9 protein-coding genes are annotated in these 10,515 nt (G+C 67.7%); 6 read left to right on the top strand and 3 right to left on the bottom strand.

Features of this window, described 5'->3' with window-relative positions; translation table 11 throughout:
* Nucleotides 1-182 (bottom strand): hypothetical protein (locus tag ACFFN1_RS00520; protein WP_376837604.1); only part of this gene is annotated, 182 nt, incomplete at its 3' end.
* A 132-nt stretch (nt 183-314) separates the two neighbouring features.
* Here ACFFN1_RS00520 and ACFFN1_RS00515 point away from each other — a divergent pair.
* The 6 genes from ACFFN1_RS00515 to ACFFN1_RS00490 all read left to right on the top strand — a co-directional run bounded on the left by ACFFN1_RS00515 (nt 315) and on the right by ACFFN1_RS00490 (nt 7,317).
* A complete protein-coding gene (locus ACFFN1_RS00515; protein ID WP_376837602.1) occupies nt 315-1,421 on the top strand; it encodes a zinc-binding dehydrogenase in 1,107 nt (368 codons plus the stop codon).
* An 86-nt stretch (nt 1,422-1,507) separates the two neighbouring features.
* Nucleotides 1,508-2,620, top strand: coding sequence for an alcohol dehydrogenase catalytic domain-containing protein (locus tag ACFFN1_RS00510; protein ID WP_376837601.1), 1,113 nt, complete (start codon nt 1,508-1,510; stop codon nt 2,618-2,620).
* Between the two features lie 75 nt (nt 2,621-2,695).
* The gene (locus tag ACFFN1_RS00505) at nt 2,696-3,853 is read left to right on the top strand and encodes an acyl-CoA dehydrogenase family protein (protein ID WP_376837599.1); all 1,158 of its coding nucleotides are present in this window, start codon (nt 2,696-2,698) and stop codon (nt 3,851-3,853) included.
* 39 nt (nt 3,854-3,892) lie between these two features.
* Nucleotides 3,893-5,077 carry an acyl-CoA dehydrogenase family protein gene (locus ACFFN1_RS00500; RefSeq protein ID WP_376837597.1) on the top strand — a complete coding sequence of 395 codons (1,185 nt, stop codon included), beginning with the start codon at nt 3,893-3,895 and terminating at the stop codon, nt 5,075-5,077.
* Nucleotides 5,078-5,147: 70 nt separating this feature from the next.
* Complete coding sequence (locus ACFFN1_RS00495; RefSeq protein WP_376837595.1) at nt 5,148-6,083, top strand: HTD2 family dehydratase; 936 nt, start codon at nt 5,148-5,150, stop codon at nt 6,081-6,083.
* Nucleotides 6,084-6,105: 22 nt separating this feature from the next.
* The gene (locus tag ACFFN1_RS00490) at nt 6,106-7,317 is read left to right on the top strand and encodes a CoA transferase (RefSeq protein ID WP_376837593.1); all 1,212 of its coding nucleotides are present in this window, start codon (nt 6,106-6,108) and stop codon (nt 7,315-7,317) included.
* A 36-nt stretch (nt 7,318-7,353) separates the two neighbouring features.
* Here ACFFN1_RS00490 and selB read toward each other — a convergent pair whose 3' ends face one another.
* Together selB and selA are read right to left on the bottom strand one after the other, a co-directional pair.
* Complete coding sequence (gene selB, locus ACFFN1_RS00485; RefSeq protein WP_376837592.1) at nt 7,354-9,162, bottom strand: selenocysteine-specific translation elongation factor; 1,809 nt, start codon at nt 9,160-9,162, stop codon at nt 7,354-7,356.
* The gene (gene selA, locus ACFFN1_RS00480; protein WP_376837608.1) at nt 9,159-10,514 is read right to left on the bottom strand and encodes an L-seryl-tRNA(Sec) selenium transferase; all 1,356 of its coding nucleotides are present in this window, start codon (nt 10,512-10,514) and stop codon (nt 9,159-9,161) included. Before selA ends, selB begins: the two co-directional genes overlap by 4 nt.
* Nucleotide 10,515 lies beyond the last annotated feature (1 nt).

Raw genomic sequence — 10,515 nt, 5'->3', positions numbered from 1 at the left:
GCCGCCTCGCCCGCGGCTACCGCAACCAGCACAACTACCGCCTCCGCATGCTCCTCGCCGCCGGCGGACTCACCCCATGACCCCCACCGGATGTCCGAAGAGCCGCCAAAGCCGTAGTTCAAATATATTTTGCATTGAGAGGATGTCAATAGGCTCCGCGAAATTGGAAGAATGATGCTCACTCAACGCTGCTGATCCCTGATTTCTCAATATCTTCTCGCTTCAGGCCATTGACCCGCCCATGCGCCATCGTGCATACTCACAATATATTTCACTTGGCGAGCGCATGCTCCACTCGAGCCTGAAGGGCACTCATGAATACACCAGACATCGGGATCAGCCTCACCCTGGATGCGATCGGTCGGCTGGGACGCGTGGAAAACCCCGTACCCGAACCCCCTGCCGGAGGGATGGTCCTCTCAATGATCCGCGCAAATGTGTGCGGCTCAGATGTGCACATCCTCAACGGGGGCCACCCTCTCGTGCGCGCAGGCTGCGTCATGGGGCATGAGGGGGTCGGTCGAGTCCATTCCCTCGGTGAAGGTGCCGACAGCGATTTCGGCGGGCAACCACTACGCGTGGGCGATCGCGTCGTCGCCACCTACTTTCAGGCCTGCCGACGCTGTCCAGAGTGCAACAATGGGCACCCAAACATCTGCCGAAACGCGTACGCAGGCTGGTCGACACAGGCTTCGCAGGCACCCCACTTCCATGGCACGTGGGGAACGCACTACGTTGTCGGCCCGAATTTCGGCGTCTTCAAAGTTCCAGATGAGGTTTCGAGCCGCTCAGCTTCGAGCGTCAACTGCGCACTCTCTCAGGTCTATTACGGTTGCCTGCTGGGCGAGGTCAGCTACGGTGACAAAGTCGTCATCCTCGGCGCCGGGGGCTTGGGAGTCTGCGCATCGGCTATAGCGTCGGCGATGGGCGCCGAGGTGTTCATCGCAGAGATGGCACCTTCGCGTCTGGCAAAAGCGACAGAGTTCGGCGCTCACCATGCGGTCGACCTCAGCGAGGCGGATGATTCGGCTAGTCGTGTAGAGCTTCTCAAGGACTGCACCAGCGGTGGTGCCGACGTCGTCATCGATCTCACCGGAGTGCCACAGGCTTTCTCCGACTCGGTGCAAGCCACTCGCAATGGCGGGATCATGATTGAGATCGGCAACATCACACCCCACAAGTACACCGAGTTCGATCCAGGACTCTTCACCCGCACCGGAGTACAGGTTCGCGCAGCCATCCGTTATCCGCAGGCGGTTCTCGGCAAGGCGATCCAATTCGTCGCCGACACGCCACAATTTCCCTGGGAAGAACTCGTCGACGCCGAATTCTCCCTTGACGAGGCGGCCACCGCCTTACAGAAGGCGGCTGATCGTGAAGTCACCCGGGCCGGTCTCATCATTGACGACCCAGATTCGTGATCTGAAACGCCGAGCCACCGCGGCCCAGCGTCGTTTGCCAATCGCACCACCGCCTGTCTCCACCTGCCGAAAGGGGCATCACCACCATGAAGATCACCGGCGCCGTCCTCGATTCCGTGGGCACCGCATCACGTCCGTACGCCGAGTCCAAGCCGCTGCGCATCACCGAACTCGATCTCGCCGACCCCGGTCCGGACGAGGTGCTCATCAAGGTGCGGGCTGCCGGCCTGTGCCACTCGGACCTCTCGGTTGTCGACGGCAACCGGCCACGCCCGACTCCGATGCTACTCGGCCACGAGGCGTCCGGAGTCATCGAGAAAGTCGGCGAGAAGGTCACCGACCTGGCAGTGGGCCAGCAGGTCTCCACTGTGTTCCTGCCGCGCTGCGGCGAGTGCGCGAACTGCCGCACGAACGGTAAACTGCCCTGCATCCCCGGTTCGAAGGTCAACAACGAGGCCACCCTTGTCGGCGGGCACATGCGCCTGACGGAGGACGGCTCAGAGATTTTCCACCACGTCGGCGTCTCAGGCTTCGCCACCCATGCCGTGTTGCACCGGTCATCGGTGGTGCCAGTCGGCGACGACGTGCCGCCGGCGATCGCCGCCGTGCTCGGGTGCGCTGTTCTCACCGGCGGCGGTGCCGTCATCAATGCCGGCACTCCAGAAGACGGCGACGACGTCATAGTCGTCGGCCTCGGCGGAGTCGGAATGGCCGCCCTCATCACAGCGATCTCCTTGCGCAAGGGCAAGGTCATCGGCGTCGATGCCAATGAGTCGAAGCTCAAGCGCGCACTCGAGCTCGGCGCAGATGAGGCATACACGCCCGAACAGGTCGCAGAACAGGGCATCAAGGCACCGATCGTCGTCGAAGCCGCCGGGCATCCGAGGGCTTTCGAAACAGCATTCGCCGCCACCGGCGTCGGCGGCCGCACCGTGACCGTCGGCCTGCCGGCCCCGGACGCGCAGTCATGTATCACGCCCCTAACTCTCACCGCAGAAGCGCGCACCGTCATCGGCTCTTACCTTGGATCGGCGGTTCCTGCAGAGGACATCCCGGTCTACGAACGGCTGTGGCGCGAGGAGGGCCTGCCGGTCGAGGAACTCATCACCTCGACGATCGGACTGGAGGACATCAACCTCGCGCTCGACAAGCTCGCAGATGGCGAGGCGGTCCGACAGATCATCGTTTTTGAGGACTGACCAACCGAAGCCGCACTGGGCTGGCCCGGACAGCGCCGGCCGGACCCACGATCCGAAATTTGAGAATAGGATGAGGTGTTCACAATCGCCCTGAGCGAAGAAGAGCAGACGATGGTCGACACAGTCGCCGGATTCATCGACGGCACCGTGCGTCCCCGCGTCAATGCAGTCGAGCACGCCGACGAGTATCCCGAAGCGTGGATCGAGACGATGAAGCAGTTGGGCATCTTCGGCCTGGCCATCGACGAACCTTGGGGCCCTGGACGCGTGTCGACTGAGGCATATGCCCTCATCACCGAGGAGCTTGCCCGCGGTTGGATGTCGCTGGCCGGGGCGATGGGCGGGCACACTGTCGTCGCCAAACTCATCTCCGAATTCGGCACACCCGAGCAGAAGGACGCCTACTTGCCGCGCATGGCCACCGGTGAGTTGCGCGCGACGATGGCGCTGACCGAACCCGGCGGTGGCTCCGACCTGCAGGCGATGCGCACGGAGGCAATCACCGACGGCGACGAATACGTCATCACTGGCTCGAAAATGTGGATCACCAACGCCCGCCGTGCTGACCTCATCGCACTGCTGTGCAAGACCGACCCGGATGCCGAACCGCGCCACCACGGAATCTCCATCATCCTCGTCGAGAAAGGCGAGGGCTTCAGCATCTCGAAGGACCTCCCGAAACTCGGCTACAAGGGAGTCGAGACCTGTGAGCTCGTCTTCGACGGTCTACGCCAGCCGCGCTCCCAGCTGCTGGGAACCACCGAGAGTGTGGGCTTCAAGCAGATGATGAAGGGCCTGGAGATCGGCCGCATCCAGGTCGCCGCCCGGTCGCTCGGTGTTGCCCAAGCAGCCCTCGATGACGCGGTGCGCTATGCACAGGAGCGGGAGTCGATGGGCAAGCCGATCTGGAAGCACCAGGCTGTCGGCCACCGGCTGGCATCGATGGCCACCAAGTTGGAGGCGGCCCGCCAGCTAGTCCTGCATGCCGCCCGTACCTACGACTCCGGCAAGCGAGTCGACATGGAAGCCGGGATGGCCAAGCACTTCGCATCCGAAATGGCCGCCGAAGTGACACTCGATGCGATCCGCGTACACGGCGGCTACGGCTACTCAACCGAGTACAACGTCGAACGCTACTACCGCGACGCCCCGCTCATGATCGTCGGTGAGGGCACCAACGAGATCCAGCTCGACGTCATCGCCCGGCAGCTCATCCACCGCAACGCCATCTGAAACCCATCTGAGTCACACGTCGAAGAGAGACGAGAATACATGACACACAAGCCGCAGCCGCGGGCCGACGCTCCCACACTCATGACCGAGGAGCGCATCGAGCTGCAGCAGCTCGCCCGGCAGTTCTCGCAGGAGGTCGTCCTGCCGATCGCCGATGAGCTCGACCCGGTCGAAGGCGAGTTCCCACCGGAGCTCATCGAGCAGATGGGCGAGATGGGCTTCTTCGGCATCCTCATCCCCGAGGAGTACGGCGGCCTGGGCCTGGGTGTGTTCGAGTACTGCCTCGTCGCCGAGGAACTGGCGCGTGCCTGGATGTCGGTCAGCGGGCTGCTCGCTCGCGGCAACGGGATGGGCGGCGGCTTCTCACCCGAGCAGGAGGCTCGCCTGCTGCCGCAGGTCGCCCGGGGTGAGCGCCTCGGGGCCTTCGCACTGTCCGAAGCCGAAGCCGGATCCGATGTCGCCAACATCCGCTGCCGCGCCGAGCGTAGCACCGACGGCGACTGGATCGTCAACGGCACCAAGATGTGGTGTACCTACGCCGACCAGGCCGACTACATCATCCTCTTCGCCCGCACCAGCACCGACCCGGACCCGAGCAAACGCCACCGTGGGATCTCGGCATTCCTCATCGAAAAGGAGCGCGGCTCGTTTCCCGCCGGCATGTCCGGCACGCCAGCACGAAAGATCGGCTACTTCGGCTGGAAGACCTGGGATCTGAACTTTGATGACTTCCGGCTGCCAGCCGATGCGCTGCTCGGCGAGGAGGGCCGCGGATTTTACCAGGCGGTCTCCGGGCTCGAGGTCGGCCGCGTCCACACGGCCGCCCGTTCGATCGGCCTGGCACAGGCCGCCCTCGATGACGCGATCTACTATATGCATCAGCGTGAGCAGTTCGGCCACCCGCTTGCGGACTTCCAGCACCTGCGGTTCTCGATCGCCGATATGGCTGCGCAGATCGAGGCGGGCCGCGCACTCATGTACAGCGTGTGCACGGCGATCGACACCGGTCAGCGTTGTTCGACCGAAGCAGCCATGGCCAAGTACATGGCCGCCGAAATGAGCGAGCGGGTGACCTCGCAGGCGCTGCAGATCCACGGCGGCGCCGGCTACACCAAGGACTTCCGGGTCGAACGCCACTGGCGCGACGCCCGCCTGACGAAGATCTTCGAAGGCTCATCGGAGATCCAGATGCGCATCATCTCCGACGACCTCCTCGGCCGCTAACTGCTCACCGTCTCGATGCCAAACCAGCCCCGGCTCTTCATCCGACCACAATCAGAGGGGGATTCCGCCCTTGAATAGAACACCAGCGCACTCATGCGCCGTCGCAACAACAGATCAATACATCGCCTGGGTCGGCCGCGCTCAGGAAGCCACCGATGTAGCCTCGCAGGAGAAGGCCGACCGGCTGGCCACCCTACTCGCTGAAGCCGCATCAGGCCAACAGCTGAGCGCCGAACCCGATGAGCCGCTGTTTCCGCTCGGGCACTGGCTGCAGTTCAGCGAGGACGTCGCGCTTGCCGACACCGGCACGGACGGCCATCCGGCGCTCGGCGGATTCATGCCGCCGGTGCCCGGATCCCGGCGTATGTGGGCAGGCAGCTCGCTGCAGTTCCACGGTCCGATCCGACCCGGGCAGAAGCTGAACCGGAAGACCACGATCGAGTCGATCACCGAGAAGTCCGGGCGCAGCGGTGCACTCGTCTTCGTCCGGCTGCGCCATGAGATCAGCGCCGACGGGGTGCCGGCGCTGACCGACCGCCACACGATCGTCTACCGCGACGCCCCCGCACCAGCCGGCGAGCACGCAGGCTCGACGCCCAGCGCTGCAGCCCCGCCGCGGCCCGACACCGAGGCGCCAGCTGGATGGGAGTTGTCGCGCAGCGTCCGGCCCGGGCCGGTCATGCTGTTCCGCTACTCTGCGCTGACCTTCAACTCCCACCGCATCCACTACGACCACCCGTACACCACGACCGTCGAAGGCTACCCCGGCCTCGTCGTCCACGGCCCGCTCATCGCCTCACTGCTGCTGCGCGCCTTCCTGGACGCCCACCCATCCGAGGCAGTCACCGCGTATGAATTCACCGTCCGGTCTCCCCTCTTCGCCTCTGAGCAGGTTCACCTGCTCGGCCGCCGCACCGACGCGCACACCCATGAGCTCGCCGCCATCGGGCCCGCAGACACCGTCGTGATGCAGGCCGTCGTCACCACCGCCTCGGTGGCGGCCTGACCCCGCCACCACTGGAGGTACCATGTCCGACACATCCGCAGCAGAAGCTCCGCTGGCCGGGCTGACCGTCGTCGAGATCTCGGCGTTCATAGCCGCACCGCTGGCCGGGATGACGCTGGCCCAGCTCGGTGCCGAGGTCATCCGCATCGACCCGCTGGGCGGCAATATCGACGCGAACCGCTGGCCGATCAGCGACGACGGCACGAGCATCTACTGGGCCAGCCTGAACAAGGGAAAGCGCTCGGTCACCCTCGATCTGCGCGGTGATGAGGGCCGATGCGTCGCCGTCTCCCTCATCGCGAAGGCCGGCACCGTGGTGACGAACTTGCCGGCGCGCGGCTGGCTGAGCTACGAACGGCTCGTCGCCGACCGGCCCGATCTCGTCATGCTGCGCCTGACCGGCTCACATGACGGGTCCCCAGAGATCGACTACACCGTCAATGCCGCCAGCGGATTCCCCATCGTCACCGGGCAAGATGAGCGCCCGGTCAACAATGTCGTCCCCGCCTGGGATGTCATCGCCGGTCTCTACGTCGCCAACGGGATCCTCAGCGCCGAGCTCGTGCGCCGGGCCTCGGGTCAGGGCCAGGAAATCACCGTGGCGCTGTCCGATACCATGCTGGCCACGGTCGGCAACCTCGGCTACATCGCCGAGGTGCAGGCTACGGGATCGACGCGCGGCCCCCTGGGCAATGGGCTCTACGGCGCCTACGGGCAGTCCTTCGTCACCAGCGACGGCCGTGAGCTCATGGTCGCAGTCATCTCGAACCGCCACTGGCGCTCCCTCGGCGAGGTGACCGGGCTGGCCGATAAACTTGCGATGATCGGGCCGATGCTCGACGTCGACCTGACCACCGAGGGCGGGCGGTTCGCTGCCCGTGATGCTATCGACGCGGTGCTGCGGCCGTGGTTCGCTGCCCACACCGCAGACGAGGCGGCGACTGCGCTGTCGAGTGCCGGTGTGCTCAATGGCCGGTTCCAGACCTTCGAGGAGCTCGTGCACAGCGACCCCCTGTGTTCGCTTGAAAACCCTCTCTTCGATGAGATCGATCAGCCGGGCGTCGGCAAGGTGCTCGCCCCGCGCAACCCGCTGCGCTTCGGCTCCTCCCCGGTGTTGCCAGCCGAGCCGGCCCCGCAGATCGGCGAGGACACCACCGACGTGCTCGCCTCCACACTCGGCATGAGCAGCGAGGATATCTCGGCTCTGGGTGCAACGGGCGTCATAGACAGCTGAGAGGCGGGCTCCCCCGCAGGGACGGCGACTGCCGCCTCAGCGCACGACTTCGCGCAGGTTCCCGTCGAGGCGGCGGGTCCAGCCGCGGGAGTCGAGGTGCTCCAGCAGCGGGATCGCTATCCGGCGGGTGGTGCCGAGCGCCTGCCGGGCCTGGCTGGCGGTGAAGGGCTGATCGAGGACCGCGAGCACGCGCATCGCCTGCGCCGGTGCACTCGGCAGCAGCACCACGCCCTCGGCGATGCGCAGAAGCCGACCGACCCGTTCGGCTGCCGCGAGCTCCCGCGCACCCAGGTTGAGCCGAGCCAGATCATCGGCTTCCGGGGCACTGAAGGGGCTGGCTGCCAGCTGCTTCTCCAGCGCCTGGATGCCCTTCTCTGCCCGGCCCAGATCCGCGCGCTGCTGCTGCGGGCGGATGAGCCCGTCCCGCTGCTGGAGCCTCGCGGCTTGGATGACGGCATCGAGCAGATCCGGATGCGGCAGCCTGAGAGCATGCGCGGCAGCCCTGCGGCTGAGCCCCGGTGAGAGCACATCGGCCTTGAGGTGGGCGGCGAGCAGCTGGCGCAGGCGGGCCGCCCAGGTGCGCACCGCCTCGGCGGCGGCGAGCCACTCACCGATCGCCACGACACCAGCCGGCAGCCCTTCGCCTGCCAGGTCACGGGCGTCGAAGCCGAAGCGCCGCAGCGTTTCGGCCCGCACCGCCTGGCGGCGGGCGACCTCTGCTGCCACCGAACCGCCAGCCGGCAGTTCGGCCAGCGCATCGGCCCGCCGACGCCCGGCCCCGCGGCGGGTGAGCGGCGGCGGATCGACGTCGAGGACCTGCACGCCGGCAACCACCATCTTCGCCCCGGAGTCGCGCAGCACCATTCGATCGCCGAGCTGCAGGGGCAGCGGCCGACTGAGCTGCAGCCGCGCATGATCGGCGTCGAAGGGCCGCAGCCTGGCCCCGATCGCAGCAGTGCCGATGTGGACGGTGATGTGCTCGCTGCCCTCATCAAGCGCCCCGCCGGAAGCCCACCGCACATCGACGGTGTCGGTGATCCACCAGTCGCCGCTGAAGAGCGCATCCCCGCGGTGCAGCTCATCGGCGGCGATGCCGCGCAGGTTGAGCGCCGCCCGCGCCACCGGGGCGAGCGCCTCGACCTGGTCGCCGCGGGTCTGCAGGCCGCGGACCGTCACCTCACGCGCCTCCGCGCTCTGCGCCCCGAGGAGGCGAAGATGCTGGCCGGTGCGCACGCTCCCGCCGGCCAGAGTGCCGGTGACAACAGTGCCGGAACCGGAGATCGTGAACGCCCGGTCGATCCACAGCCGCAGCCGCGCCTGCGCATCCGGTGCCGGCAGTCCGGCGAGCACCGCATCGAGGGTGGCCCGCACCTCATCAAGGCCCTCACCGGTGGCACCGGAGCAGGCGACGATCGGGGCGGCGGCCAGACCGGTGCCGCGCAGTTCGGCACGCACCCGGGCCGCCACCTCGGGCACGGCATCCGGGGCACGGTCACGGCGGGTGATGACGACGAGACCGTGAGCGATGCCGAGGGCTGCGATCGCGTCGCGGTGCTCGCTCGACTGCGCCTGCCAGCCCCCATCAGCGGCGATGACGAAGCAGACGACGGGGACGGGTCCGAGGCCGGCGAGCATATTGCCGACGTAGCGTTCGTGGCCGGGCACGTCGACGAAGGCGACCTCACGGCCCGACGGCAGGGTCGTCCACGCGAAGCCGAGGTCGATCGTCAGCCCGCGTGCGCGCTCCTCAGCCCACCGGTCGGGTTCGATTCCGGTCAGCGCCCGCACGAGCGTCGACTTGCCGTGGTCGACGTGCCCGGCGGTGGCGATGACGAAGCTGCTCATCCGCCGTTCCCGAGGCGGTCGCCGGCAGCCGTGATGGCATCGGCGAGTGCCGGGTCCTGGTCTGCGGGGATGCAGCGCAGGTCGATGAGGCAGCTGCCGTCATGCACACGCGGCAGGACGGCCGGATCGCCGGTGCGCAGGGCCGGGGCGAAGTCCTCGGGCAGGGCGAGCGCCCAGCCCGGCAGCGGCACGCCGGTGCCGCCACCGCCGCCTACCCGGCCGTCATGTGCCACGACGGTGCCGCCGACCTGCGCGGCGAGGGCTTCGGTGCGGCGGCGCAGCTCAGCAGGGTCGGCGTGCAGCATCGCATGCACCGGGCTGGTGCCGGCACGCAGCGTTGCTTCGAGTGCGGCGAGGGTGAGCTTGTCGGCGCGGACGGCGCGGGCCAGCGGGTGACGGGCGAGCCGGGCGATCGTCTCAGAGGTGCCGAGCAGCAGCCCGGCCTGCGGGCCGCCGAGGAGTTTGTCACCGGAGGCGATGACGGCATCGGCTCCCGCCGCCAGGGCTGCGTCGATGCTCGGCTCGTCCGGCAGGACGGGATCGGCGCTCAGCAGTCCGGAGCCGACGTCCACGACGAGGGGCACGGAGTGCTCACGGCACAGTGCGGCGAGCGCGGCGGTCTCGACGGAGGCGGTGAAGCCGGTGAGCGCGAAGTTCGAGGGGTGGACTTTGAGCACGCAGCCGGCGCCAGCGTCGAGGGCGGCGGCGTAGTCCTCTGGGTGGGTGCGATTCGTGGTGCCGACTTCGCGCAGCTGCGTGCCGGCAGCGGTGATGAGGTCGGAGAGCCGGAAGCCGGCACCGATCTCGATGAACTCCCCGCGGGAGATGACGATCCCGCCGTGGCTCGTGGTCGCGGGCGCGGACCCTCCACCGGCGGCCGGTCCCCCGCCGAGGGCAGTCGCCGCGAGCAGCAGCGCGGCAGCTCCGTTGTTGACGATGAGGGCGTCCTCGGCCTGCGGGCAGCGCTCCAGCAGCGCCGCCCGGGCAGCTGCGCCGCGGCGGGAGCGCGCCGCGCTGGGCAGATCGAGTTCGACATCGACATAGCCGGCCGCATCGGCGAGCGCCTGACGTGCCGCCGGTGACAGCGGCGCGCGGCCGAGGTTGGTGTGGATGATGACGCCGGTGGCGTTGAGCACCGGGGTCAGGGAGGAGGCACGCTGGGAGCCGGCGGCAACGAGCACGGCGTCGACGACCTCGGCGGCGGGGATCTCCCCGCGGCGGGCACGGTCCTGGGCCGCGCGTACGAGCCCGAGCACAACGCTGCGCCCGAGCGTGCGGGCGGCGGCGACGAGCTGCGGATGCTCCATGAGGCGGTCGGTGCGCGGGATGGCGCGGCGCGGGTCCTCCACGATC

The organism is Brevibacterium otitidis (genome assembly GCF_042429315.1).
Lineage (GTDB): Bacteria > Actinomycetota > Actinomycetes > Actinomycetales > Brevibacteriaceae > Brevibacterium > Brevibacterium otitidis.
This window is presented reverse-complemented; position numbering and strand designations above follow the sequence as displayed.